Origin of the sequence: Mesorhizobium sp. WSM4313 (assembly GCF_002294725.1) — a bacterium.
Lineage (GTDB): Bacteria > Pseudomonadota > Alphaproteobacteria > Rhizobiales > Rhizobiaceae > Mesorhizobium.
Map to the genome: position 1 here is coordinate 110,736 of NZ_NSFT01000005.1, position 25,947 is coordinate 136,682.

At 64.7% G+C, this 25,947-nt stretch carries 22 protein-coding genes and 1 riboswitch; of the genes, 9 read left to right on the forward strand and 13 right to left on the reverse strand.

The window, feature by feature from the left end; genetic code table 11:
* Positions 1–86: 86 nt before the first annotated feature.
* Positions 87–986, reverse strand: a complete 900-nt coding sequence (locus tag CK219_RS13640; protein ID WP_095767540.1) for a DMT family transporter — start codon at positions 984–986, stop codon at positions 87–89.
* 321 nt (positions 987–1,307) lie between these two features.
* Here CK219_RS13640 and CK219_RS13645 point away from each other — a divergent pair, with 321 nt between their 5' ends.
* A complete protein-coding gene (locus CK219_RS13645) occupies positions 1,308–2,606 on the forward strand; it encodes an adenylosuccinate synthase (protein ID WP_095767292.1) in 1,299 nt (432 codons plus the stop codon).
* 69 nt (positions 2,607–2,675) lie between these two features.
* Entirely contained in the window at positions 2,676–4,496 is a 1,821-nt protein-coding gene (locus CK219_RS13650) for a hypothetical protein (RefSeq protein WP_095767293.1), read from the forward strand.
* A gap of 32 nt (positions 4,497–4,528) precedes the next feature.
* Here the strand turns inward: CK219_RS13650 and CK219_RS13655 are convergent, their stop codons facing one another.
* Genes CK219_RS13655 through CK219_RS13670 form a run of 4 tightly spaced genes read right to left on the reverse strand, consistent with a single transcriptional unit; the run spans position 4,529 to position 7,586 of the window.
* Complete coding sequence (locus CK219_RS13655; protein WP_095767294.1) at positions 4,529–4,828, reverse strand: CcdB family protein; 300 nt, start codon at positions 4,826–4,828, stop codon at positions 4,529–4,531.
* Positions 4,828–5,070, reverse strand: coding sequence for a type II toxin-antitoxin system CcdA family antitoxin (locus CK219_RS13660; RefSeq protein ID WP_095767295.1), 243 nt, complete (start codon positions 5,068–5,070; stop codon positions 4,828–4,830). Before CK219_RS13660 ends, CK219_RS13655 begins: the two co-directional genes overlap by 1 nt.
* Positions 5,071–5,125: 55 nt before the next feature.
* Positions 5,126–6,940: an ABC-F family ATP-binding cassette domain-containing protein gene (locus CK219_RS13665; RefSeq protein ID WP_095767296.1), complete on the reverse strand. Its 1,815-nt coding sequence runs from the start codon at positions 6,938–6,940 to the stop codon at positions 5,126–5,128.
* 1 nt (position 6,941) lies between these two features.
* The gene (locus CK219_RS13670) at positions 6,942–7,586 is read right to left on the reverse strand and encodes a thiamine diphosphokinase (protein ID WP_095767297.1); all 645 of its coding nucleotides are present in this window, start codon (positions 7,584–7,586) and stop codon (positions 6,942–6,944) included.
* 135 nt (positions 7,587–7,721) lie between these two features.
* A riboswitch (TPP riboswitch) is annotated at positions 7,722–7,827 on the forward strand.
* Positions 7,828–7,872: 45 nt separating this feature from the next.
* Here CK219_RS13670 and thiB point away from each other — a divergent pair.
* From thiB to CK219_RS13695, 4 genes are all read left to right on the forward strand, one after another.
* Entirely contained in the window at positions 7,873–8,883 is a 1,011-nt protein-coding gene (thiB, locus tag CK219_RS13675; protein ID WP_095767298.1) for a thiamine ABC transporter substrate binding subunit, read from the forward strand.
* A 244-nt stretch (positions 8,884–9,127) separates the two neighbouring features.
* Positions 9,128–10,738 (forward strand): thiamine/thiamine pyrophosphate ABC transporter permease, encoded by a 1,611-nt coding sequence (gene thiP, locus CK219_RS13685; RefSeq protein ID WP_245340474.1) that lies wholly within the window; start codon positions 9,128–9,130, stop codon positions 10,736–10,738.
* Positions 10,735–11,523 (forward strand): thiamine ABC transporter ATP-binding protein, encoded by a 789-nt coding sequence (gene thiQ / locus CK219_RS13690; protein WP_095767300.1) that lies wholly within the window; start codon positions 10,735–10,737, stop codon positions 11,521–11,523. The genes thiP and thiQ overlap by 4 nt, the downstream gene beginning before the upstream one ends.
* Positions 11,524–11,676: 153 nt before the next feature.
* Positions 11,677–13,143 carry a M48 family metalloprotease gene (locus CK219_RS13695; RefSeq protein WP_095767301.1) on the forward strand — a complete coding sequence of 489 codons (1,467 nt, stop codon included), beginning with the start codon at positions 11,677–11,679 and terminating at the stop codon, positions 13,141–13,143.
* A 168-nt stretch (positions 13,144–13,311) separates the two neighbouring features.
* Here CK219_RS13695 and CK219_RS13700 read toward each other — a convergent pair whose 3' ends face one another.
* Together CK219_RS13700 and CK219_RS13705 are read right to left on the reverse strand one after the other, a co-directional pair.
* On the reverse strand, positions 13,312–15,453 hold the full coding sequence (locus CK219_RS13700; protein ID WP_176477011.1) for a caspase family protein: 2,142 nt from the start codon (positions 15,451–15,453) through the stop codon (positions 13,312–13,314).
* A 163-nt stretch (positions 15,454–15,616) separates the two neighbouring features.
* Positions 15,617–16,480 carry an RNA polymerase factor sigma-32 gene (locus CK219_RS13705; protein WP_095767541.1) on the reverse strand — a complete coding sequence of 288 codons (864 nt, stop codon included), beginning with the start codon at positions 16,478–16,480 and terminating at the stop codon, positions 15,617–15,619.
* 303 nt (positions 16,481–16,783) lie between these two features.
* On the opposite strand from CK219_RS13705, the gene CK219_RS13710 reads away from it, so the two are divergent.
* The 3 genes from CK219_RS13710 (at position 16,784) to CK219_RS13720 (ending at position 19,171) form a co-directional block, all read left to right on the forward strand.
* Entirely contained in the window at positions 16,784–17,557 is a 774-nt protein-coding gene (locus CK219_RS13710; protein ID WP_095767302.1) for an amino acid ABC transporter substrate-binding protein, read from the forward strand.
* 160 nt (positions 17,558–17,717) lie between these two features.
* The gene (locus CK219_RS13715; protein WP_027166691.1) at positions 17,718–18,398 is read left to right on the forward strand and encodes an ABC transporter permease subunit; all 681 of its coding nucleotides are present in this window, start codon (positions 17,718–17,720) and stop codon (positions 18,396–18,398) included.
* Positions 18,395–19,171: an amino acid ABC transporter ATP-binding protein gene (locus CK219_RS13720; RefSeq protein ID WP_095767303.1), complete on the forward strand. Its 777-nt coding sequence runs from the start codon at positions 18,395–18,397 to the stop codon at positions 19,169–19,171. Before CK219_RS13715 ends, CK219_RS13720 begins: the two co-directional genes overlap by 4 nt.
* Before the next feature lie 68 nt (positions 19,172–19,239).
* Here the strand turns inward: CK219_RS13720 and CK219_RS13725 are convergent, their stop codons facing one another.
* From CK219_RS13725 to CK219_RS13745, 6 genes are all read right to left on the reverse strand, one after another.
* A complete protein-coding gene (locus CK219_RS13725) occupies positions 19,240–19,821 on the reverse strand; it encodes a CarD family transcriptional regulator (RefSeq protein ID WP_040991750.1) in 582 nt (193 codons plus the stop codon).
* Between the two features lie 373 nt (positions 19,822–20,194).
* The gene (gene fdxA, locus CK219_RS13730) at positions 20,195–20,533 is read right to left on the reverse strand and encodes a ferredoxin FdxA (RefSeq protein ID WP_095767304.1); all 339 of its coding nucleotides are present in this window, start codon (positions 20,531–20,533) and stop codon (positions 20,195–20,197) included.
* A gap of 202 nt (positions 20,534–20,735) precedes the next feature.
* On the reverse strand, positions 20,736–21,122 hold the full coding sequence (locus CK219_RS13735) for an RNA-binding S4 domain-containing protein (RefSeq protein ID WP_095767305.1): 387 nt from the start codon (positions 21,120–21,122) through the stop codon (positions 20,736–20,738).
* A 91-nt stretch (positions 21,123–21,213) separates the two neighbouring features.
* Complete coding sequence (locus CK219_RS13740; RefSeq protein ID WP_095767542.1) at positions 21,214–24,519, reverse strand: helicase-related protein; 3,306 nt, start codon at positions 24,517–24,519, stop codon at positions 21,214–21,216.
* 231 nt (positions 24,520–24,750) lie between these two features.
* Complete coding sequence (locus tag CK219_RS31165) at positions 24,751–25,053, reverse strand: hypothetical protein (protein ID WP_141245341.1); 303 nt, start codon at positions 25,051–25,053, stop codon at positions 24,751–24,753.
* A 163-nt stretch (positions 25,054–25,216) separates the two neighbouring features.
* Entirely contained in the window at positions 25,217–25,939 is a 723-nt protein-coding gene (locus tag CK219_RS13745) for a beta-ketoacyl-ACP reductase (protein ID WP_095767306.1), read from the reverse strand.
* Between the last annotated feature and the right edge of the window lie 8 nt (positions 25,940–25,947).

Consider the following 25,947-nt stretch of genomic DNA (forward strand, 5'->3'; position numbering starts at 1 on the left):
CGTGAAAACGCCCCGCTTGCATCAGCAGGCGGGGCATTCATGAGGTGGCTGTCACCCGATGGCCGCTTGCCGGGAAGTTGAGATATTCACCCCGTCTGCAGCGCTGCTCGGCTGCCGCTGTACTCGGCAAGCGCAATGCCGCCGAGGACAAGCGCCAGCGCGAAGGCCTGATACGCCTGAAACTGCTCGCCGACGATCAGCACCGAAAGCAACGTGCCGAAGATCGGCACCAGATTGATGAACAGGCCGGCGCGGTTGGCGCCGATCAATTCGTTGCCCTTGATGTAGAGGACCTGCGAGACGACCGAAGCGCCAAGCGCCGTGTAGAGCGTGAGCGCCCGGCCACGGGCGTCCGGCACGATGACGCGGCCAGACGCGACCTCCCAGACGAAGAAGGGCAGGGAAACCAGCAGCGCGGCAATCGACAGCGCCAGCATGAAACTTTGCCAGCGGATTGCCGGCCTGAGGCGCAGTCCCACCGAATAGAGGCTGTAGCAAAGCACCGCCACAAGCATGATGGCGTCGCCAAAATTGAGCTCGAGCTTCAGCAGCTGGCCGAGGTCGCCATGACTTGCCGTCAGCGCGACGCCGGCGATGGTGAGCACGACGCCGACGATCTGCAGAGGCTGCACGCGCAGCCTGAACAGCACGAAATTGGCAAGAATGATGACGATCGGGATGGCTGCCTGCTCGATCGAGACATTGATGGCGGTCGTGTAGTTGAGCGCGGTGTAGAAGATGACGTTGAAGATGGTGAAGCCGCAAGCGCCGAGCCCGGCAAGCAGCCTCCAGTGCCTGCGCACTTCGGGCCAATCCTCACGCAGCGTCCGCCAGCCAATGGGCAGCAGGATCAGCACCGCCATCACCCAGCGCAGGAACACCAGCGTCATCGGCGAGACATGGCCGACGGCAAGCTTGCCCGCCACCGAATTGCCGCCCCACAAGAGCATGGTCGACAGAAGGAACAGATAGGCGGCTCGGTGCATGGAGGTTCCGGCCCTGCGGGTGCTCGAGGGTTCGGCCCGGCCTAGAGTGGCGGCGGCGGCAAGTAAATGATGCGAAAGCCGGAATTTGTTGTGCCTGGACCAGGTTGAGGTCTCGGCGTTGGCGTCATTTTGATCCAAGTCCTTGAGGGGCATGGTCACTTGCGGAAGCCGGTTCCCGCTTTTTGGGTTCGCCGGCCTTCGGTTCGGGTCATGCTCCAACGGTGGTTTCGGCGGCAAAGAAAGGGTCGCGCCAGCCGTCGCTTGACGCTATAGAGGCCTGTCGTTTCAGGCCGCCCGCGCGGCATTTCAAGGGAAAAGAACATGGCCAATGTGGTGGTCGTCGGCTCGCAATGGGGTGACGAAGGCAAGGGCAAGATCGTCGACTGGCTGTCGGAACGGGCCGATGTGGTCGTGCGCTTCCAGGGCGGCCACAATGCCGGCCACACGCTGGTCGTCGACGGCAAGGTCTACAAGCTGTCGCTGCTGCCCTCCGGCGTGGTCAGACAGGGCAAGCTTTCGATCATCGGCAACGGCGTGGTGTTCGATCCGCATGCCTTCGTCGCCGAAGCCAAGAAGCTCAAGGAGCAGGGCGTGGAGGTCACGCCGGAACGCCTGAAAATAGCCGAAAACACCGCGCTTATCCTGTCCCTGCACCGGGAGCTGGACGGATTGCGCGAAGACGCAGCCTCGAATTCAGGAACCAAGATTGGCACGACACGACGCGGCATCGGCCCCGCCTATGAGGACAAGGTGGGCCGGCGCGCGGTGCGGGTGATGGATTTGGCGGATCTGGAAACGCTGCCCTTGAAGGTCGACAGGCTGCTGACGCATCACAATGCGCTGCGCCGCGGGCTCGGTCATGCGGAAGCGACGCATGAGGCGATCATGCAGGAATTGACCTCGGTGGCCGCCGAGATCCTGCCTTACATGGACCGCGTCTGGAAGGTGCTCGACGACAGGCGCCGCGCCGGCGAACGCATCCTGTTCGAGGGCGCGCAGGGCACGCTGCTCGACATCGACCACGGCACCTATCCCTTCGTCACCTCGTCCAACACCGTGGCCGGGCAGGCCGCCGCCGGTTCGGGCGTAGGCCCCGGCGTCCTCGGCTATGTGCTCGGCATCACCAAGGCCTACACGACGCGCGTCGGCGAAGGGCCGTTCCCGACCGAGCAGATGAACGAGATCGGCGAGTTCCTCGGCACGCGCGGCCACGAGTTCGGTGTCGTCACCGGCCGCAAGCGCCGCTGCGGCTGGTTCGACGCCGTGCTGGTGCGCCAGGCCGTCGCCGTCAACGGCATCAAGGGCATCGCTCTCACCAAGCTCGACGTGCTCGACGGGCTCGACGAGATCAAGGTCTGCACGGGCTATCGCCTCGACGGCGAGACGATCGATTACCTGCCGGCCAGTCAGGGCGCGCAAGCGCGGGTCGAGCCCGTCTACGAGACGCTCGAAGGCTGGAAGGGAACCACGGCCGGCGCCAGAAGCTGGAACGATTTGCCGGCGCAAGCCGTCAAATATGTCCGCCATATCGAGGAGCTGATCGGTGCCCCCGTGGCGTTGCTCTCCACCAGCCCCGAGCGGGACGACACAATACTTGTGACCGACCCATTTCAAGACTAGTTTCACAGCCCTTCCCGGCGCTATGGCTGATTTGCGGCCGGCGGGAAAAGAATGCAGGTCACCTGACGCATGGCAGATTTCGTTAGTGTTCTGAAAAAGCAGCTCGACAAGAAGGCCGACCCTTCGTTCGAGGTGCGCAAGCAGATATACGACGGCGCCCGCGCCGTGCTGGCAAAGAAACTGGCCGAGTATTCCCCGCCGCTTGCGCCCGATGTCGTCAGCAAGCAGAAGCGCTCGCTAGAAGACGCCATTTCCAGTGTCGAGCGCGAGTATGTCAAACGCGTTCCGGCCGAGGATCCGCTGGCGGAGCTGGAGCATATTTTCTCCTCCATCGACCGCAACAAGAACCAGCCGAGCCATTCCCGCCAGCCGGCGGCGCCGGAGCCCGCCAAGCCGGATCCGTTCAAGTCTGAGCCGTTCAGGCCGTCGCCCGCGCCCGCCAGGACCGAACCAAGTTGGCAAGGCGGGCCGAAGGCGGAACCCGCGCGGCAAACCCCTGCGAAGGACGAGCCAGCCTGGCAGAACACGGCAAGGACGGAGCCGAACTGGCAGACCGTGCCAAAGGCGGAACCAGCCTGGCAGAAGGCGCCGCCGCCGATGCCGTCGCCGCGCGAAGACGATGTAGGCCTGGCGGGCATGGACGATGCCGATGACGGCAGCGATGTCTTCGCCAATGACGAGCAGCCGGCGGCCGATACCTTCCAGCGCCTGCGGCCACAGCCGCAAAAGCGCAAGCGCAGCTATGGCGGCTTGATCGCCGCCGTCGTCGCGCTCCTGGTGCTGGCCGGCGGCGGCTACGGCATATGGCTGAACAAGAATGCGTTCGGGTCGCTCTTCGGCCTTGGCGGCGGTGGCAGCAAGACGGCCTCGACAGAGCCGCTGGTCAAGCCGGCTCCGGCCAAGCCGGCGACGGAGACGGCGGCCGCGCCGGCTGCGTCCGGCACCGGCGAGGCGGCCGACACCAACAAATTCACGCAACGCCTGACGCCCGAGGGCAAGGAGACCGATCCCGGCCCGGCCGGCGGACAGCCCACGATCGGCGAAGGCGAATCCGTCGCGGCGCTGACCTCGCGGCCGCCGGCGACGCCGGCGACGACCCCGCCTGCTCCGGCCACGCCTGCTCCGGCCACGCCGACGCCTGAGACGCCTGCCGCCGGGGCGCCGGCGACCGACGCTGCCAATCCACCGCCGCCCGCAGCCGGAACCACACCGCCGGCGGCTAACGCGGCAACACCGCCCGCGGCCGGCGCCACGCCGCCTGCGGCAGCGACAACGCCGCCGCCCGCGGGCACGACACCGGCTGCGCCGGCGCCTGCGACCGCCGAGGCGACCGTGCCCGTCGCGCAGAAGGCGATCTTCTATGAGGAGCGCACCAGCACGCAGCAGGGCACGGCCGAGCCAGGCAGCATCCTGTGGTCGCTTGTGCAGGAATCGCCCGGCGGCGACCTGCCGCCGGAACCGGCGATCCGCGCCGAGGCGACGATCCCGGGCAAGAATATCCAGCTGCGCATGACGATCCGGCGCAACACCGACCAGACACTGCCCGCCAGCCACATAATCGAGATGATCTTCCTGACGCCGGAAGGGTTCGATGGCGGCGGCGTCGACAACATCCTGCGCATCGCCATGAAGAGTTCCGAACAGGATGCCGGCAGCCCGCTGATCGGCATCCCGGCCAAGATCGCCGACGGCTTCTTCCTCGTCGCGCTCAACGACACCAAGGCCGACGAGGACGCCAACCTGACGCTGCTGAGAGGCCAGGCCTGGATCGACGTGCCGGTGGTCTACAAGACCGGACGCCGCGCCCTGCTCACCATGGAAAAGGGCATCCCCGGCGAGAAGGTTTTTGACGAGGCGCTGAAGGCCTGGGCGGCGAAGACATCGGGGTGATGGCAGCGGCGGTGGCGCAATGGCGCCGCTGCTCAAAATCCCTGAAAAAGCATGTCGAGAGCGGCGACGATCTCGTCATGATGCCTGCCAAGGTTTCCTTCTGCCGCCCGCAATTCGGAAGCCGTCACAGCCGAAATGAACTGAGTGACCATAACGTGTTCCTTGCCATCGATCCTGAAGATCGGGTTCAGCCTGCGTGCCGGCAGCGGTGCGATGTTGGGGGGCAGAAGGGGAACGACGACGTTGGTATCGAGCTGTTCTAGTATGTCGGACTGGACATCGAGGAGATAACCGTCGCTTCCCGTGCTTCGGTAGAAATCGTAGCGAGCCATCAAAACAGCCGGTACTTGGCCAAAGGCAGACCGTTACGCTTGACGTATTCGTTAGAGCTTTCGAGCGCTTCCTTGTTCTCCTCCTGCCAGCGACGGATCTTCTCGGCAGAAATTGCCTTGGCGATTCCTTGCTCGGCGGCGCGGGACATATTGATACCCAATGCCTTGGCCTCCTCGATCAATCTCGAATCGATCGAGGTGTTTACCGATTTGCGTTGCGGTTTCGCAGTTGATTGGAGCACGGCAGCCTCTCTATTCCATGCGCATAATATAAGCGCATAGAACGTGCAGGCAAGCCTACCCTTCCATCTCTTCGCGTAGCATCTCCAGTTCCAGCCACTCTTCCTCGAGTGCCGCCAGCGTCGTGCGCTCCTTGTCGAGCGCGGCGATAGTCTTCTGGAACGAGGCGGGGTCGCGCTCGTAGAAGGAGGGGTCGGCGATGTTGTTCTCCAGTCGCGAGATCGAGGCCGTCACCGCTTCGATCTTCTTAGGCAGCGAATCCAGTGCGAATTTCTGCTTGAACGAGAGCTTTTTCGCGGCGCCTTTGGGCGCCGACGGTTCGGCTTTCGGTCCAGCCTCGTTCGCCTCGGTCTTGGACCTTGTCTTGCGGTCTTCCAGCCTGGAGCCGCCGCGCTGCGCCAGCATGTCGGAATAGCCGCCGGCATATTCGATCCAGCGGCCGCCGCCGTCCGGCGCGATCACGCTGGTGACGGTGCGGTCAAGGAAGTCGCGGTCGTGGCTGACCAGTATCACGGTTCCGGCAAACCCCGCGACAAGCTCCTGCAGCAGCTCCAGCGTCTCCATGTCGAGATCGTTGGTCGGCTCATCCAGCACCAGAAGGTTCGCCGGCCGGGCCAGCACGCGGGCCAAAAGCAGTCGCGCGCGTTCGCCGCCGGAAAGCTCGCGCACCGGCGTGCGGGCCTGCTCCGGCTTGAACAGGAAATCCTTCATGTAGGAGACGACATGACGCTGCTCGCCATTGACGACAAGGTTCTCGCCGCGTCCGTCGGTGAGGTAATGCGCCAGCGTCTCCTGCGGATCGACGGCCTCGCGCTTCTGATCGAGCGTCGCAATATCGAGATTGACGCCAAGCCGCACGGTGCCGGCGTCCGGCGCCAGCTCGCCGGTCAGCATCTTCAACAATGTCGTCTTGCCGGCGCCGTTCGGGCCGACCAGGCCGACGCGGTCGCCGCGCTGGATGCGGGTCGAGAACCCCTTGACCACGGTGAGATCGCCAAAGCTCTTGTCGATGTTCCTGGCCTCGATCACCAGCTTGCCGGATTCGGCGGCGTCGCTGGCCACCATCGTCGCGGTGCCCTCTGCGCCGCGATGGCTGCGGAAGCGCTGGCGCATGGTTTGCAACTCGCCGAGGCGGCGCATGTTGCGCTTGCGCCTGGCGGTCACGCCATAGCGCAGCCAATGTTCCTCGCGCACGATCTGGCGGCCGAGCTTGTGCTGGTCGCGCTCTTCCTCTTCCAGCACCTGGTCGCGCCATTCCTCGAAATGCGCAAAGCCCTTGTCCAGCCGCCGCGTCTGGCCGCGGTCCAGCCAGACAGTGGCGCGCGTGACGCGCTCGAGAAACCGGCGGTCATGCGAGATCAGGATCACCGCGGAGGAGGTACGGGCGAGCTCTTCTTCCAGCCATTCAATCACCGAAAGATCGAGATGGTTGGTCGGCTCGTCGAGGAGCAGGATGTCGGGTTCCGGCGCCATGACGCGGGCAAGGGCGGCGCGGCGCGCCTCGCCGCCGGACAGGTCGTTCGGCCGCTCCTCGCCGGTCAGGCCAAGATGGTCCATCAGATAGGTGGCGCGATGCGGATCGTCGGCTGGGCCAAGGCCCGCCTCGACATAGGCGCGCACGTCGGCGAAGCCGTCCATGTCCGGCATCTGCGGCAGATAGCGGACCGTGGCCGAGGGCTGGCGGAACACCTCGCCATCCTGCGGCTCGATCATCCCAGCGGCGATCTTGAGCAGCGTCGACTTGCCCGAGCCGTTGCGTCCGACCAGCGCGATCTTCTCGCCGGCGGATGCGCTGAGCGCCGCGCCGTCGAGCAGCGGGGTGCCGCCGAAAGTCAGTTTAATGCCGTCGAGGTTGAGGAGTGGCGGCGCCATGTCAACTTTCTGGAAGAGGATAGGGGTGGGCCAGAAGCAGGGCCCGGCCGCGCTCCAGCGCGATGCCAAGCTGCCCTTTGACCTCATTTGATATAGTGAGCGAGGAACCGAACGCCACCTCGACGCGGTCGAGCGGCCATTTGGCGCCGGTGACCGTCAGGCCGGACAGGTCGGAAAAGCCGAGCACCGAAAACAAGGTGCCGTCGTCATAGTCGAAGCTGGCCTTGCTGGGCAGGATGGGAGCGCCTTCCTGCGCGCCACTGGTCAGCAGCACGGTCGTGCCAGCCTCGGCCAGCCGCACGGCCAGCGCCAGATGCAGGAAGGCATGGTCGGCGCGCTTGCCGCCGAAGGCGCCGGCCAACACGAGGCTGGTGGCGCCACGCTGAAGCGCTTCCGCTATGGCGAGCTCGCCATCGGTCATGTCCTTCTCGGCCGGGAAAACTTTTTGGGGCACCGCGGCGAGATCATCCGGCAGGTTCGCCGGTACCGAGTCGAAATCGCCGACCCAAAGCTCCGGCATCAGGCCAAGCATGCGGGCATGGCCGATGCCGGCATCGGCGGCGATGACGCGCGAGCCAGCGATCTGGCGTTCGAGCCGGGGCGTGCGGATAAGCTCGCCGCCAAGCAGGATGGTGAATGTGCCCATGGCCGTCGCCCTTACCAGCCCGTCGGGCGAAACGGAAGCGGGATGCCGCGCGCTTCGGCTGCGAGCCTGCCGGCGAACATTAGCTGCCCGGCAAACTTCCGCTTGCGCGCTGCTTCGGCCGGGCCTATCTGTCGAAACGCTCTAACGGGGTGCCGGACGTGATCCGGCTGAGAGGCGATCGAGCCAACCCGCTGAACCTGATCCGGTTTGTACCGGCGGAGGGATTAGACGTTTCGGACCATCCGGCGCCTCAATTCCTTGTCACTCGAACGAAGGAGGCGCCGATATGCGCGCAATACTGTCCCATCTCATTCTCGCAACCGGCTTTGTCTCGCTTCTGGCGGGCGTCGCGCCTGCCGCTGCGAAGGACAAGCTCACCGTCTATACCTATGAAAGCTTTACCGCCGATTGGGGCCCCGGCCCGGCGGTGAAGAAGGAATTCGAGGCCGAATGCGGCTGCGATCTCGAATTCGTCTCGGTGGCCGACGGCGTGGCGCTCCTCAACCGCGTCAAGCTCGAAGGCGCCGGCACCAAGGCCGACATCGTGCTCGGCCTCGACACCAATCTCACCGCCGACGCCAAGGCGAGCGGACTGTTCGCGCCGCATGGCGAAGTCTCCGCCATCGACGTGCCTGGAGGCTGGAGCGACGACACTTTCGTGCCTTTCGACTACGGCTATTTCGCCGTCGTCTATGACACGCAGAAGCTTAAAGTCCCGCCGAGGAGCCTGAAGGAGCTGGTCGAAGGCGCCGGCACGGACAAGATCGTCATTCAGGATCCGCGCACCTCGACGCCCGGTCTCGGGCTGCTTTTGTGGGTGAAGTCAGTCTATGGCGACAAGGCGCCGGAGGCCTGGGCAAAGCTCAAGACCAAGATCCTGACGGTGACGCCGGGCTGGAGCGAGGCCTATGGCCTGTTCACCAAGGGCGAGGCGCCGATGGTGCTGTCCTACACCACCTCGCCGGCCTATCACATGGTGGCCGAGAACACCGAGCGCTACCAGGCGGCCTCCTTCGAGGAAGGCGAATACCTGCAGATCGAGGTTGCCGGCATCACCACGACGGGCGCGAAGAACCCGCTGGCGCAAAAGTTCATCGCCTTCATGACCGGACCGAAATTCCAGGATGTCATTCCGGAAACCAACTGGATGTTCCCGGCCGGCAAGACCGACAAGCCGCTCAACCCGGCCTTCGACAAACTGGTGAAGCCGACCAAGACCTTGCTGTTCAGCCCGCAGGAGGTCGCCGCCAACCGCAAGGCGTGGGTGGATGAGTGGCTGGCGGTGATGAGCAAGTAGGATCGCTTTTCGCGCAAGATGATCGCTCTACGGCGCCCCCCTCTGTCCTGCCGGACATCTCCCCCACAAGGGGGGAGATTGGCCGTCATCGGCGGTTTCGCCAACTGGCAACGTTGCAGTGATGAGCGAGGCGCGGGCGCTGCTGATCTCCCCCCTTGTGGGGGAGATGTCCGGCAGGACAGAGGGGGGCGCGAAGGAACGCGGCGTTTGCTGAATTCCACCAAGGTGCAACGTGCAAGCCGCCGTGCACCCTGACTCCCGCGTCACCGCCGGCGTCGTCGCGCTGGCGGCCATCGCCATCCTCATCGGCGGTGCCTTCGCCGGCCTCGCCGTCGAAGGCGCGCACGATCTCTCCGGCGCTGCCGCCGCCTTCGACAATTATCTCCTGCGCGTCGCCCGCTTCACGCTGTGGCAGGCGGCTCTCTCGACGCTGCTGTCGGTCGCGCCGGCGCTGCTCGTGGCGCGCGCCTTGTCGAGACACCCAAGTTTCCAGGGACGCCGCCTGATCCTGCAATTGTTCACCGTGCCGCTGGCCTTGCCGGCGATCGTCGCCGCGCTCGGCATTCTGGCGCTCTACGGTCGGGCCGGATATTTTGCCGGCGTCTTCGCCGGACTTGGCGGTGCGGATTGGCCGGGGATCTACGGCCTCTCCGGCATCCTTGTCGCTCATGTCTTCTTCAACCTGCCCTTGGCGACGCGCCTGTTCCTCGAGGCGCTGGGCACCGTTCCGGCCGACCAGTGGCGGCTGGCGAGCCAGCTCGGCATGCGCGCCTGGCCGGCCTTCCGGCTGATCGAATGGCCGGTGCTGCGCGCAGCCCTGCCGGGGATTGCCGGGCTGGTCTTCATGCTCTGCATCACCTCCTTCACCATCGTGCTGACGCTGGGCGGCGGTCCGGCCGCGACGACGCTGGAAGTGGCCATCTATCAGGCGCTGCGCTTCGATTTCGATCCCGCGCGGGCCGTAACACTGACGTTTCTTCAGATCGCGCTCACCTTCGTCGTGGTCGCAGCACTCACGCGGCTCGGCGCCAACACGGTCGGTGATGCCAATCTGCCGGTGGCGCCGCGCCGCTACCTTTCGGCGGGCCGGATCGAAAGCGCGCTGAATGCCGCCCTCATCATGCTTGCTCTGCTGTTCGTCGCCGGACCGATGCTGGCGACCGTGCTTTCAGGTCTGGGGGCGGATCTCGGACGGTTGGCCGGTGAAGCGGCGGTGCGCCGCGCCACCTTCACCAGCGTCGGCCTTGCCCTGCTTGCGGCGCTTCTCAGCGTGACGCTCTCGTTGGCGCTGATCGCAGCACGGCGCGCGCTGGCCCTGCGGTGCCGGGCAGATAGGGCCATGGGCCTGCTCGAACATGCCGCCGACACCGGCGCCGGCTTCGTGCTTGTCGTGCCACCGATCGTGCTCGGCGCCGGCTGGTTCCTGGCGCTGCGCCACGTCACCGATGTCTTTGCCATCGCGCCGGTCATGGTCGTCGCCGTCAACGCAGTGATGGCGATGCCCTTCGCCATTCGCGCCGTTCGCCCGGCCTATGACGCGGCGAGCGAACGCCACGAGCGGCTTTGCCTTGCGCTCGGCATAACCGGCTGGAGCCGGCTCAGCCTGATAGACTGGCCGTCGCTGAGGCGGCCCTTGGCCACCGGCTTCGCCTTCGCCATGGCGCTGTCGCTCGGCGATCTCGGCGTGATCGCGCTGTTCGGCAGCGATTCCGTGCAGACCTTGCCCTATCTGCTTTTGGCGCGCATGAGCAGCTACAGGACAGCCGACGCTGCGGGACTTGCCTTGCTGCTCGGCCTCGTCTGCCTGATGCTGGTGGTCGCCGCGGACTGGCTGGGGCGGGAAGGAAAGTCATGACGACGACCATCGACGGCACCGCCGCGCAAAAGGGCCTCGCCGTCGCGCTGGATGGCGTCTCGTTCAGCTATGGCGAATCTTCCTTTCGCTTCGACGCCGAATTCGCAGCCGGCAGGATCACCGCCATCATGGGGCCGAGCGGCTCCGGCAAGTCGACGCTGCTCAATCTGATAGCCGGCTTCGAAGTGCCCGATGCGGGCAAGGTCCTGATCGGCGGCGTCGGTCTCGGAAACACGCCGCCTTCGACGCGGCCGGTGTCGATGGTGTTCCAGGAAAACAATTTGTTTGCGCATCTTTCCGTCGAAGCCAATGTCGGGCTCGGCCGCTCGCCGTCGCTGAAACTCGGCGACGCCGATCGCGCCGAGGTCGCCGAGGCGCTGGCGCGGGTTGGTCTTGCCGGTAAGGAAAAGCGGCTGCCGCGCGAGCTTTCCGGCGGCGAGCGGCAGCGCGTGGCGCTGGCGCGCGTGCTGCTGCGCGACCGGCCCGTTTTGCTGCTCGACGAACCTTTTGCGTCGCTCGGCCCGGCGCTGCGCGACGACATGCTGGACCTTGTGACCGGCATCCATGCCGAGCGCGAAATGACGGTGTTGTTCGTCACGCATCAGCCGGAAGATGCGCGCCGCATCGGGCAGGACGTGGCATTTCTCGACGAAGGCACGATCGCGGCAGCCGGGCCGGCCGAGGATTTCTTCGATCGGTCTGGACCGGATGCATTCAGACGCTATATCGGCGATCGAGGCGGCACCGTTGCCGGATCACAACATGTTGCCCGGAAGCGGACATAATTTATGGCCAAACCGGCAATGGGCGATCCGGCGTTTCCTTGCCTTGTCCGGGGGAGTATGGCTAGGTCCGGCCATGCTGGTCCGGATAGGCCGTGATTTGCCGAAAGATTTGGAAAGGAAGCCGACCTGTCGAGCGGCGCTGAGAAGGTGTGGATGAAGCCGCTGGCACGATTTCTCGCGCTGGCGAGCGTCGCCGTGCTGGCGAGCTGCCAGATGTTCACGCCGCCGGACGTGCAGGAGAGCGGCTTCCAACCTTCCGACAAGCCGATCACCGTCGACAATGTCGTGGCCAACGCCAAGCTCGCCGAAATGGCGAAGGCGCAGCACCCGCGGATTCTCGCCACCTATGGCGGGGAATATTCCGACCCCAAGCTCGAACGCATGGTGGCCAAGGTCGTCGGCAATCTGACGGTGGTGTCGGCCAACCCGACCCAGACCTATCGCATCACCATCCTCAACTCGCCCAACGTCAACGCCTTCGCGCTGCCGGGTGGCTATCTCTATGTGACGCGGGGCCTGCTGGCGCTGGCCAACGATTCCTCCGAGCTTGCCGCCGTCATCGCGCATGAGATGGGGCACGTCACCGCGAATCACGGCCTGCAGCGGCAGCAGCTCGAAGCCGAGGAGGGCCTGGCGACCAAGGTAGTCTCCGATGTGCTCGGCGACAGCCCGACCGCCAAGGCGGCGCTGATCCGCGGCAAGCTCAGGCTCGCGCAATTCTCGCGCAACCAGGAACTGCAGGCCGACGCCATCGGCATCAAGTCGATCGGCGAGGCGGGCTATGATCCCTATGCGGCAGGCCGCTTCCTGCAGTCGATGTCGGCCTACACGGATTTCCGCTCGGTGAGCGGCGCCACCGACGCCAGCCTCGACTTCCTGGCGACGCACCCGAACACGCCGCAGCGTATCGAGCTGGCGCAGCGCCTGGCGCGCAATTTCGGCCCGCCCGGCGTCGGCACGCGCGACCGCGACGCATTTCTGGCCGGCATAGACGGCCTGCTTTACGGCGACACGCCGGAAGAAGGCTATGTGCGCGGCCAGACCTTCATGCATCCCAATCTCGGCGTCTCGTTCACCATGCCGGACGGTTTCGTCATCGACAATTCGGCGGCCGCCGTGACCGCGACCGGGCCGGGCGACATCGCCATCCGCTTCGACGGCGTGGCGATCGACAAGTCCGTGTCGCTCACCGATTACATCCGCAGCGGCTGGGTCGCGGGGCTCGAAGACGCCAGCGTGCGCCAGGACACGATCAACGGCAACGATGCGGCGACGGCGCATGCCAGCGCGCAAGGCTGGCAGTTCGACATCGCGGTGATCCGGGCCGGCGGGCAGGTCTACAGGCTGCTGACGGCCGCGCCCTCGGCCAGCACTTCGCTGGACCCGGTGGCGCGCTCGGTCAGCGGTTCCTTCCGCGTGCTGAGCCCAGCCGAGAAGGCGGCGCTGAAGCCGCTGCATATCCGGGTCGTCACCGTCCAGGCCGGCCAGACCATGGGCTCGCTCGCCGCGCAGATGGTCGGCGTCGACCGCAAGCTCGATCTGTTCCGCGTGCTCAACGCCATGTCGCCGGGCGCGACTGTGTCGTCCGGCGACAAGGTCAAGATCGTCACCGACAAATAAGACCGACGCCCCGCTTTCCGGCGGCTTCCGCTTGATGGTGATGGCGTTTCGTTGAATCGCCATCACGATCCTTGTTGGAGCATGTCGTCCGAAACCGGTTCCCACTTATCGGGATCATGCTCTCTCGACGCTGCCGTTCGGCTGGCTGCGTCCACGCCATCGATGCTGCTATCTGATCCCGTCAGAGCCGCCGGTGCTGCCAGTATCAGTGCCGCCGGAATCAGTGCTGCCGGTGCTGCCGGAGTCAGTGCTGCCGGTGCTTCCAGTGTCGGTGCTGCCGGAGTCAGTGCTGCCGGTGCTGCCAGTGTCGGTGCTGCCGGAGTCGGTGCTGCCGGAGTCGGTGCTGCCGGTGCTGTCACCGTCGGTGCTGCCGCTGTCAGATCCGCTGCCGCGGGGCTCGGGGTGATCGCCGCCATTGCCACGCCAAGATGCCGATCCGGTGCCGTTCGGTATGCGCTTGGCCGGTATCTTGGTGACCGGTGGCGGCGCTTTTGGCGCGGGGGTACGGACCACCTTTATCTTCGTGACCACTTTGGTCACCACCTTGGGCTTGCACACCGGGACCGTCTTTTCGCTTCGCTTGGGCGAGAGACCGAGAATGGCCATCGAATAAGCCTCCTGCCGGTCGATGCCGGCTCGGAGGAAAGCCAAGGCGCGGGCCGGGTCGGCGGGCACGCCGTTGCGGCCTTCCTTGAAAATCATCGCAAGGTCCTTGGTGGCATCGACATGCCCCATCGCCGCCGCCTGGAGCAGCAGGTCCAGTCCCTTGCCGGTGTCGCGCTGGACGCCGACACCGTCGAACAAAGCGCGCCCCAAGGCAGTCATGCCGTAGGGATCTCCCTTGTCCGACGCCTGCGCATAGAGGCTGTTGGCTTTGGTCAAATCCGGAGCCGCGCTCATTCCGGATGCGGCGATGTAGCCGAGCTCGTACACGGCACGGACGTGCCCCTTATCGGCCGCCTCCTGGATCACGTTCCTGGCTTCGTCGATCCGGCCCGACGCCAGCAGTGCCCGCCCCAACTCGTAGCGGAAGCGCGCAATGTCAGGATAGGACTTCACCGCCGCCTCGCAGGCTTCGACAGCTCCGCCGCCGATCTCGTTCGGCAAGCGGCCCGAGACAACGCCCTGCAGGTCGAGCGGCTCGCCGGCGGCTTGGTCGCAAGGGTCGACGCTCGGCGAGAGTTGCATCGTCGACCGCTTCGCGGCGCTGCCCGCGCGGATATCGAAGCCGACTTCGACGGGCGCGACCGAACCGATCTGCGGCTCGTAGCGCAGTTTGTCGACCTCGGCGGCCGTCAGGCTCGATTGCGGCGAAAGGACACGGTCGGGCAGGGACAGTGTGCCGGCCGCCGGGTAGCTCGCAAGCTTAAGGCTGATAGAGGCATCCTTGGCCGGAAGCTCCAGTTTCAGCGGAACCGGACCGACGCCGAGCGGGACGCGGATGTCGCGACGTCCAATCGCTTCGGCGGCGTCGGCGACCTGGATTCCGCGTTCCGCCGTCTGCTGGCCCTGCTCGGCGTCCAACGGCGGCGCCGGTTGCTCCGCCCCGCGCATCAGCACGACGTCGTCGATCAGCGAGGAGTTCTCCCACGGAACCTGCTTGCCGTTGGTGGCCTTGACCACGTCGCGGCGGACGGCCGCCATCACCGAGCGTATCTCCTGGTCCGGCGCCAGCGCACGGCGGGAGAAGGACGACGAAAACGGGCTGAGGTCGCCGGACCCGTCATAGGCGACCGCCCCCGGCTCGGTGGCAAAGGCAATCAGCGTGTTCTGCGAGCCTGTCACCTGCGCAAGGCCGCTGCCGCCGGCGACGATCAACTGGTCGCGTAGCCAATAGTCCTTGCGCGGGAAAGGATCGTTGCGACAGGCGTCGAGGATGATCATCTGGACCTTCGATCTCGAGCGCAGCTGCCGCAATATGTCGTCGACCTTGATGGCCTGGACCTCCATGTCGGCCGCATCTTTCAGCGACGCATCGACCGGAATCAGGAAATTCTCTCCGCCGATCTGGAAGCCGTGCCCCGAATAATAGACGACCGCCAGATCGGCGCCGTCCGCCGCCGCCAGATAGTTGCGGAACCGCTCTTCGAACTGAAGCTTGGTCAGGTCCTTGGCGGCGAACACCTCGAAGCCGGCCAGCCGGAATGTCCTCGACACGTTTTCTGCGTCCTTGTCCGGATTCTTGAGCGCCGGGATTTCGCGGTATTGCGAATTGCCGACCACAAGGGCAACCCTTCGCTCGGCATGCGCTTGAAACGTCGTGAGACCCACGAGGATCAAGAGTGCAATCAGCGCGCAGCATCGCAGCATGGCAAATCCCCCATGTGGTGTGATCTGGAGGAGTCAAAAAGCCGATTGCGGCGCAACAGTCTGTTAAAGAGCTCACAATCCTAGTTATTACCGAGGAAAAATGGCCCCGATGACGGCGTGCTCTAATTAAGTTCTTAATCTTTGAGCTTGGCCCGGACTAGCTTCAGGCGGCTTCCGCCAGGAATTCAGGATTTTGCTTCACCAGCGCCAGCTTCAGCTTTTCCATGGCGCGCGCCTCGATCTGGCGGACGCGCTCCTTGGAGATGCCGAGCTGTTCGCCAAGCGATTCCAGCGTGGCGCCGTCATCGCTCAGCCTGCGCTCCTCGATGATGCGGAGCTCCCGGGCATTGAGCGCGCCGAGCGCGCTCCGCAGCCAGATAGCGCGGCGCTGGACGTCGATCCTCTCGCCGACGATTTCGTCGGGAAGCGGATCTTCGGAAACCAGGAAATCCATCCGCTCGGCGGCGCCGTTCTCGTCGGCCAAAGGCGCGTTGAGCGAGCTGTCGGGGGAAGACAGGCGCGAATCCATCATCGCCACGTCGGCCTCCGGCACACCCAGCGCCGCCGAGACCTCGCGGTAGAGCGAGGCATTGGAGAGCGGCTCGGCGCCGTTGGCGAGGCGCGCGCGCAGACGCCTGAGATTGAAGAACAGCGCCTTCTGCGCGGAACTGGTGCCGCCGCGCACAATCGACCAGTTGCGCAGGATGTAATCCTGCATCGAGGCGCGGATCCACCAGGTGGCATAGGTTGAGAAGCGTACTTCGCGCGCGGGTTCGAAACGGGCGGCCGCCTCCAGCAGGCCGACATGGCCCTCCTGAATCAGATCGCCGAGCGGCAGGCCGTAATGGCGGAATTTCGAGGCCATGGAGATCACAAGGCGCATATGGGCGACAGTGATCCTGTGCAGCGCGTGCTGGTCGTTCTCTTCCTTCCAACGAAGCGCAAGGACATGCTCCTCGTCGCGCTCGAGGTATGGAGCCTTCATTGCCGCCCGGACCAATGTCCGTCCTGCCGCGTCTTCGATCATGCCGGCTCCTTTTGCGACGATTGCGCGTATGGCGGTTGAAAAGATGCCGCCGCGCCCTACAACAGCCATGCAACGTGTCAGGCGCATGGATGGTTCCGCCGCCCGAGGGGGTAGATGGTGCCGACGGAAGCATTCTGTTATCTGCCGGGAAAGCCTTCTGGTGAATTCTCGGCGGTTTAGAGAATCAGATTTCTGGCAGAGCCGATTTTTGAAATCTGGTTCCTTATTTTGCAGCCTTCTATCTGCCAGTTTCCGGCTCGCACAGTCGCGCCGGGACACCGGTCAAAACGGGATCACAGAAAAATGAAATGGCTCAAACCGCTTCTTCTCGCCGGAACGCTGCAGGTTCTGGCGATCACCGCCGGCTATGCCGGCGCCAATCTCGACCAGATCAAGCAGGCCGGGGTGCTCAAGGTAGGCACTGAGGGCACCTATGCGCCCTTCACCTATCACGATGAGTCCAACGCGCTGGTCGGCTTCGACGTCGAGATCGCCAAGGCCATCGGCGACAAGCTCGGCGTCAAGGTTCAGTTCCTTGAAGGCAAGTGGGACGGCCTGATCGCCGGCCTCGACGCCAATCGCTACGACGCCGTCATCAACGAAGTCGGTATCACCGATGCGCGCAAGGCCAAGTATGATTTCTCCGATCCCTACATCGCCTCGAAGGCGGTGCTGATCGTGCGTGGCGACAACACCGATATCAAGACCTTCGCCGATCTCAAGGGCAAGAAGTCGGCGCAGTCGCTGACCTCCAATTTCGGCAAGCTCGCCGAGAAGAACGGCGCCGAGCTCGTCGGCACCGACGGGTTCGACCAGTCGATCCAGCTTCTGCTCACCGGCCGCGCCGACGCCACGATCAATGACAGCCTGTCCTTCCTCGATTTCAAGAAGCACAAGCCGGACGCCAATGTGAAGATCGCGGCGCAGGAAGAGAATGCCGATTATTCCGGCGTCATCGTGCGCAAGGGCGATCCGGAGCTGGTCGCGGCCATCAACAAGGCGCTGGCCGACATCAAGGCCGACGGCACCTACCAGAAGATCGCCGACAAGTATTTCGGCCAGGACGTTTCGAAGTAAGGCAATCGTCTCCTTGCTCGGATACCGGCGGGCCGTCTTCGACGGCCCGCTGTTTTTGCACGACATTCATCGGGGTCGTCTTTGACGGCCCGCCGGTTTTTGCATGATAGTCGGTCCATACGGGGGACGCGCCGCCGTATCTGGAAGGGAGAAGCGCTTCGTGCCGCACTGGCTGCAATTGATGCTGGAATCGTTGCCGACGCTGTTGTGGGCGGCGCTGATCTTCACCGTGCCGCTGACGCTCCTGTCCTTCGCGCTTGGGCTCATCGCCGGACTGGTGACGGCGCTGATCCGGCTGTTCGGCCCGAAGCCGCTGGTCGCGCTGGTGCGCTTCTATGTCTGGATCTTTCGCGGCACGCCGCTGCTCGTGCAGTTGTTCCTGATCTTCTACGGCCTGCCGTCGGTCGGCATTCTGCTCGATGCCTTTCCCGCCGCGCTGATCGGCTTCACGCTCAACATCGGCGCCTATACGTCTGAGATCATCCGGGCCGTCATCGGCTCGGTGCCGAAGGGGCAATGGGAAGCTTCCTATTCGATCGGCATGACCTGGAGCCAGGCGATGCGGCGCACCATCCTGCCACAGGCGGGCCGCGTTGCCGTGCCGCCGCTTTCCAACACCTTCATCTCGCTGGTCAAGGATACCTCGCTGGCGGCGGCGATCACGGTGCCCGAGATGTTCCAGGCCGCGCAGCGCATCGTCGCCACCACCTATGAGCCGCTGATCCTCTATGTCGAGGCGGCCGCGCTCTATCTCGCGTTGAGCTCGGTTCTGTCGGCGCTGCAGGCGCGGCTGGAAGTGCGGCTAAACCGCTATGGCGGGTTCCTGGAGGCCAACGCATGATCGGCCTCAGCAACATCGAAAAGCGCTTCGGCGACAATCTTGTGCTGAAGGGCGTGACCGTCACCCTCGACGAGGGCAGCGTGACTGCGCTGGTCGGCCCTTCCGGCGGCGGCAAAAGCACGCTCTTACGCTGCATCAACCTGTTGGAAATCCCGACGTCCGGGTCCCTGCGCATCGGCGACGAGACGCTTGCGTTCCATCCGGGTGGCAAGGTGCCGGCCAAGGATATCCAGCGCATCCGCCTGCAGACCGGCATGGTGTTCCAGAATTTTCAGCTTTTCCCGCATCGCACAGCGATCGAGAATGTCATGGAAGGACTGGTGACGGTGCTGAAATGGCCTGAGCCAAGGGCGCGCGAGCGGGCGATGGCGCTGCTCGAAAAGGTCGGCATGGCGGAAAAGGCCGACGCCTGGCCGGCGACTCTGTCCGGCGGCCAGCAGCAGCGCGTGGCGATCGCCCGGGCGCTGGCGCCGTCGCCGCGCGTGCTGCTCTGCGACGAACCGACCTCTGCGCTCGATCCGGAACTGGCGCAGGAGGTAGTAGACGTGCTCGGACAGCTCGCACGCGAAGGCACGACCATGGTGATGGCCACGCATGATCTCAGGCTCGCCTCCAAGATCGCGCAGGAGGTGGTGTTCCTGGACGCCGGCGTCATCGTCGAGAAAGGCCCGGCTTCGGTCGTGTTCGACAATCCGGAGCGCGCGCGCACCAAGCGCTTCATCGCCTCGCTCAGGCAAGAGGAGGCGCAGAAGGAAGCCGGCAGCGGGGTGTAGAATTGGGTACCAGAAACAAAAAACCCGGCGCGAGGCCGGGTTCTCCGTAAACTCAAAAGCGAAAAAGCTCAGGCAGCTTCTTCCTGCTCGGCTTCCTCGTTGTCGGCCTTGGCGCCGCGCTTCGGACCCTTGTTGAGGTTGACCTCGATGAGGCGCACCGCCTCGGTCTCCGACATGCGGTTCACCGCGGCGATCTCGCGGGCCATGCGGTCGAGCGCGGCTTCGTAGAGCTGGCGCTCGGAATAGGACTGCTCCGGCTGGTTGTCGGCGCGGTAGAGGTCGCGCACAACTTCCGAGATCGAGATCAGGTCGCCCGAGTTGATCTTGGCGTCATATTCCTGGGCGCGGCGCGACCACATGGTGCGCTTGATGCGGGCGCGGCCCTGCACGACCTTCAGCGCGCGGTCGACATAATCCTCTTCCGACAGCTTGCGCATGCCGATCGAGGTCGCCTTGGCGACCGGCACCTTCAGCCGCATCTTGTCCTTCTGGAAATCGATGACGAACAGTTCTAGCTTGTGACCCGCAACTTCCTGCTCGTCGATCGCCACGATCTGGCCGACGCCATGCGCCGGATAGACGATGAATTCGCCGGTCTTGAACCCGTGACGAGCCGCGTTGGACTTCTTCTGCGGGGTGATCGTTGCCATTACGCCCTGAACTCCTTAAGTTGTGCAGCCGGCATCATGCCGGCTCGAACCCACGAGGTCGGCAAAGCCGACCGTTAGCCGCGCAACAGGATGAACCCACCGGAAAAGCCAAGGGCCGGCATATCGCACGAATGCGACCGCCTGCCCCAGATCGCTCTGGTCCGGATCTAAAAGCTCACCTTTCAGTGATTTGGGGCGTTAGCGCCATAAATCGACGTTGTGTCACCGGCATGTTTTGTTGATGTAACACAAAAAGTCGGAAGAATCAAGGTTTTGCTGCATTCGCTAACGCCAAGCGGCAGCGCTGCCCGTCAAGACAGCAATTGTATCGGTCCGGTTACGCCGCGTCATGCCGGTATTCCCGGCCGCTATATCAATCGCCTTCGCCGGGCTCCGCCGAGAAATATTTCTCGAACTTGCCGGTCTCGCCGTCGAAGGTCTTGGCGTCCGCCGGCGGCTCCTTCTTGGCGGTGATATTGGGCCACTTCTCGGCGTATTCGGAATTGATCTGCAACCATTTGTCGAGGCCGCCCTCGGTGTCCGGCTTGATCGCGTCGGCCGGGCATTCGGGCTCGCAGACGCCGCAGTCGATGCACTCGTCAGGATGGATGACGAGCATGTTCTCGCCCTCGTAGAAACAGTCGACCGGACAGACCTCGATGCAGTCCATATATTTGCATTTGATGCAATTGTCGGTCACGACATAGGTCATTGCAGGCTCCGGAACGTCCCATTTTGCTGGGCTTTTCGGCTGAGGTAACGCCTTTGCCCGCCGCATGCAAGGGCAGGGATTGCAGGCGCAGCCGGTGTCGCGGAATGGAATTCCAGCCGGAAAGCTTCGGCCAAGTCCTCCAGCCCAACCGTTGCGCAGTTTTCCTGGAATTGCTGCAGCCGTGCCGCGGCCCGGCTATATCTCAGTCGTCGCCGAGCAGCCGGTCGGTCTGCCGCCGCTCGCGTTTGGTCGGGCGGCCGCTGCCGGCCTCGCGCAAGGCTGGAACGGCGTCCGGAACCGCCTCGCCTTTGGGTGCCGGCGCCGGCGACAGATCCTCGTAAAGCAGCCGCGCCTCGTCGGCCGGGCCGCGCCTGGCGCCACAGTTCAGCACCTTCCAGACGAGGATACGGCGCTCGAGCATGATGGTGAGCACGTCGCCGGGCTTGACCAGATCGGACGCCTGCGCTGCTTTGTCGCGATTGATGCGGACGCGTCCCGCGACGACGACCTTTGCCGCCAAGGACCGCGACTTCACCGCGCGCGAGAAGAACAGCCATTTGTCGATGCGCTGGCGGCCTTCTCCAACCATCGCGGCTAGCTTTGGTGGAGCATGATCTTATCCGAAAACCGGTTCCCACTTTTCGCTGACGCGGTCCTTCGGTTCGAGATCATGCTCGAGCCTATTTCTTCAGTTGGTCGCGCAAGGCGGCGAGCTTGGCAAAGGGCGAATCCGGATCGAAGCGCTGCGGACGTTCCTCGCGCGGCTTGCTCTGGAAGGCTGGCTTGCCGCCCGGAGCGTTGCCCTTGCCGTCCTGCCTGCCGCCCTTCCAGTCCGGCCGGCCTTCGCGGCGTTCGCCTTGCGGCTTGCCTTCGCGCCGTTCAGCGCCCTCACGCCGGTCGCCCGTCTCGGGCCTCGGCTTGAACTTCGAGCGGTCGAAGCGCGGCCTGCCGGCGCCTTCGCGGTGCTCGCGGCGGCCTTCCTGGGCGGGCCGATCGCCGGGCTGACCGCTTGCGGCGCCTGCCTCGCGTGCGGGCTGGGCGCCGCGCGGGCGATTGTCGCGACGGTTGTCGTGGCGATGGCGCGGACGCTGATGGTCGAAACGCGCCTGGCGCCACAGGAGCACAGGTTTTGGTTCCTCGGCTTCGGCTGGCGCCTCGCCGCCGGCACCCTCCACCTGGTGGTGGGGGGAGGTAAGAGCGTCGGCGCTTTCGGCCGGCTCGGGCGCTGCCGCAATGTCCACCGCTGCGGTATCTTCCACAGCGGCGGCCTCTTCCGTAACCTCGGCCGGAGCTTCTGCCGGCTCTGCCGTGGCAGGTTCCACTGCCGCTTCCGCGACGGCTTCGGCCGGAGCTTCGGCGGCAGCCGGCTCCGAGCTCTCGACCGTTGCCTCCGCGACCGTATCAGTTGCCGCGGCTTGTGCCTCTGCCTCCCGCGCGGCGCGCGCGGCATTATTCGCGGCGAGCTTGGCCGCTGCCGCTTCGCGGGCGGCGTCGTCCAGCGCGTCGAGCTTCGCCTTAACCTCGGCGGCCGGCTTGGCCTCCGAGCGATAGCCGAGACCTTTCAGGATCTCCTCCATGTCGTCGGCCGTGGCGCCGAGGATCGACATCATCGGCGGCGTCACCATGAAGGCGTGACCGTCATAGGCGCCGTCCGGACGCTGACCGAGGCCGGGCTTCCAGTTGGTCGCCGGGCGGATGAGGTCGGCAAGCCGCTCGAGGATATCGACGCGCACGGCGCGGCGGCCGAGATTGCGGTAGCCGGCGAGCTTGTAGAAGGTCTTGTCGAAGGTCGGGTCGATGACGACCGAGGTGCGGCCGGAAGCCAGCGCATGCACCACATCGCCGAAGCCGGGCTTGTCCTTGCCGTCGTTCTTCAGCGCCCACAGCAACGTCACCAGGCCAGCCGGCGCCGGCTTGATCAGCGCCGGCACGAAGACATGGTAGGCGCCGAAGCGGACGCCGAGGCGGCGAAGCGCTGCGCGGCCTTCCTGGTCGAGCGACTTCATCTCCTCCGCGATGTCGCGGCGATTGATCAGGCCAAAATGCTCGACCAGCTGGAAGGCGATGCCGCGCGCGATGCCGGCGAGCTGGTCGGCATTCTTCAGGTCGACCAGCGGCTTCAAAAGCGTTTCGATCTGGAAATTGACGAAACGCTCGGCGCGCGCCGCGACCTTGTCGCGGGCGGGGCCGGTCAGCTGCTCGTCGGCAAGCAGAACCAGGCGCGGCTTCAACGCCTCATCGGCGGCGACCAGCGTGCCGATCGGCGCGCCGATCCAGCGCAGGACACCGTCCGAGCCCAATGCCAGGTCGCCATTGGCGCAGGCGGCAAAGCGCTCGGCGCGCGCCTCGAACTCGGCCGCGAGCGCCTTCTGGGCGGCGGTGCGCACCGCCTTGGCGTCCTCGCCGCCGGCGCTCTGGTCGGCGGTGAAGCGGAACCCCTGCAACTCGCCGACGTGATGGCCTTCGACGAGGACGGTTCCGGACGGGCTGATTTCGGCTTCAGGCATGGTATTTTCTCTAAGGCGCCGCATGAGGACGGAAGTCCTGCGGTCTACGAAGCGTTTCGTCAACCGCTCATGCAGCGCATCCGACAATCTGTCTTCGATTTCGCGCGTCTTTTCCTGCCAGTGTAGCTGATCGGCCAGCCAGCCGGGGCGGTTGGAGACGAAAGTCCAGGTGCGGATCTGCGCGATCCGGTGCGATAGCGTGTCGATATCGCCTTCCGTCGTGTCGGCGCGCCGCACTTGCTCGGCCATGTAATTCTCATCGACATGGCCGTGACGTGCAAGGTCCATATAGATCGAGGCGATAAGATCGGCATGCTGTGCCGGCGCGATCTTGCGATAGTCGGGGAGCGCGCAGGCTTCCCAAAGCAGCGCCACGCGCTCCTTGCCGGTGGCCAAGCCGCGGATGTCGCCGTCGCGCGACAGCTGCTCCAGCGCCTGCGCATCCACCGCCGGCAACGCGCGGGTCAGCCCTTCGACAGGCGCATTGGCCTCAATCGAGCGCTTCAGCGCATCGAGGCTGGAAAAGTCGAAATCGGCGGTGCGCCACTGCAGCACCTTCACCGGATCGAAATCGTGTCCCTCGATCTTGGCGACCAGATCCTCGTCGAACGGGTCGACCTGGCCGGTGACGCCGAACGTTCCGTCGCGCAGGTGCCGGCCGGCGCGGCCGGCGATCTGGCCAAGCTCGGCGGCGGTCAGGTTGCGGTATTGATAGCCGTCGAACTTGCGGTTCTGAGCGAAGGCGACGTGATCGAGATCGAGGTTCAGGCCCATGCCGATGGCGTCGGTGGCGACGAGATAGTCGACATCGCCGGACTGGAAGATCTCCACCTGGGCATTTCGGGTGCGCGGGGAAAGAGCGCCGAGCACAACGGCAGCACCCCCCTGCTGGCGGCGGATCAGCTCGGCGATCGCATAGACCTCGTCGGCCGAGAAGGCGACGATCGCCGTGCGCCGCGGCAACCGGGTAAGCTTCTTCGAGCCGGCATAGGCAAGGTGCGATAGCCGCGGCCGCGTCACCACCGACACGCCCTTCAACAGGCGCTGCAGGATGCCATGCATGGTGGCCGCGCCCAGGAGCAGCGTCTCCTGGCGGCCGCGCAGATGCAGGATGCGATCGGTGAAGATATGGCCGCGCTCGAGATCGCCGGCGAGCTGCACCTCGTCGATGGCGACGAAGGCGGCGTCGGTCTCGCGCGGCATCGCCTCGACGGTGCAAACCGAATATCTTGCGCCGGCGGGCACGATCTTCTCCTCGCCGGTGATCAGCGCCACCTTGTGGGCGCCAACCTTCTCGCAGACGCGCGCATAGACTTCGCGGGCAAGCAGCCTCAGCGGCAAGCCGATGACACCGGTCTCATGCGCGACCATGCGCTCGATGGCGAGATGCGTCTTGCCGGTGTTGGTCGGGCCCAGCACGGCCGTCACGTCGCGGCCCGAAAGGATCAGCGGCTGGGAGTGTTTCGGCTGGATGTTCATCGGCTCGGAAATAAGGTTTCTGCCGCCCGTAGTCTGAAGCACGGCGCTGCCGCCGCGTGTGACAGGCGACACATAGGGACTTCGGGCGTGAAGCGAAAGCGGAATGTTCCCTCGCGAACAGGCTATGCCGGAGGGAGCAGCCAAAATCGGCCGCTTGTTAACAGCTGGAACGAGTCTGGAACGAATCAGCGACGAATCGGTGACTCGTTCTGATTCAGGTTTTGTTCACGGCTATATGTGGATTTTTTGACGGTAAGTCTCACCACATGCTGAATCGCTGAACTGGCCCAATTCCTGCTTGGCCTTGGCCGGGCCTGGGTCGTCGTTAACCTTTGCCGGGCAATGGTCAGGTCCGACCTGAGGGCAGACTTCAAGTTCATGAAATTGTTGATTTTTCTTAATCGCTTTAACGAGTTCGGTGACGTTTGCACCGTCCACCGTTAACTTTCCGGTCAAAGCCGGAACGAATCGGCGACGAATCAGCGATCCGGCGGTTTTCCCGGTTTGTTCACCCCTAGATATGGTGTTATCCACAGCTTGCCCACCGAGGATTCACAGCTTGTCGCAGCGGTTATGCACAGAGCGTGGCTGCGGCCGTTAACTTTTGCGTGCCGAATTGAGGCAAGGTGTCGCGCCGAGCTGCCGGCGGGACAAAAAAGGCGGCTCCGGTGCCGGAGCCGCCTGGCAACAAATGGTATCAGGCGAAATACTGACCGCCATTGGCGGTGATGGTCGAGCCGGTGATGAAGCCGGCTTCGTCGGAAGCCAGGAAGACGACGCAGCGCGCGATCTCTTCCGGCTCGCCGAGGCGACCGACCGGGATCTGAGCGATGATCGACTCCCGTACTTTTTCCGGCACGGCCATGACCATGTCGGTGGCGATGTAGCCGGGGCAGACGACATTGACTGTGATGCCGGCGCGAGCCCCCTCTTGAGCCAGCGCCTTGGTGAAGCCGATATCGCCGGCTTTCGAGGCCGAATAATTGACCTGGCCCATCTGACCCTTCTGGCCGTTGATCGAGGAAATGGTGATGACGCGGCCGAACTTGCGGTCGCGCATGCCGCTCCACAAAGGATGCGTCATGTTGAAGACGCCGGACAGGTTGGTGTCGATCACTTCCTTCCACTGTGCGGGCGTCATCTTGTGGAACATGGTGTCGCGAGTAATGCCGGCATTGTTGACCAGCACGGAGACCGGGCCGAGATCGGCCTCCACCTGCTTGATGCCTGCGGCGCAGGCCTCGTAGTCGGCGACGGACCATTTGTAGACGGGGATACCTGTCTCGGCCTTGAATTTCTGGGCCGCCTCGTCATTGCCGGCATAGTTCGCCGCGACCGAATAGCCGGCGGTCTTCAAGGCGACCGATATCGCCGCGCCGATGCCGCGTGTTCCGCCCGTGACGATTGCTACTTTGGTCATGTGTGCTC